The sequence below is a fragment of the Bradyrhizobium sp. LeoA1Lang genome (assembly GCF_055413685.1).
The window spans coordinates 1-245 of sequence record NZ_JBVAPG010000709.1 but is presented as its reverse complement, the minus strand read 5'-3'; the positions used below and the strand labels follow the sequence as shown (position 1 = coordinate 245).

The following is a 245-nucleotide window of genomic DNA, read 5'->3' as shown; positions in this document are numbered from 1 at the left end:
CACGCCATTTATCTTCGACACAGACACAGCCACTCGGTTGCTCGCCCTTGCCAAGGCGCTCCCGAACCATGGTGGTACGATCGAGCGTGGCAACACGTATTTCGCATTGTTCGCCGTGTTGTATGGGCTGGGATTGCGCGTCGGGGAGGCCTGCAGGCTGCGCCTCAAAGATGTCGATCTGGAGCGGCGGTTGCTCATTATCCGGGAGACTAAATTCTACAAGAGCCGCCTCGTCCCATTTGGAC

Annotated in this window: 1 protein-coding gene; it reads left to right on the top strand. The window is 58.0% G+C overall.

Annotated features, from left to right (window positions below):
• A partial coding sequence (locus tag ACZYOF_RS45045; protein WP_463719733.1) for a tyrosine-type recombinase/integrase occupies nt 1–245 on the top strand: 245 nt, incomplete at both ends.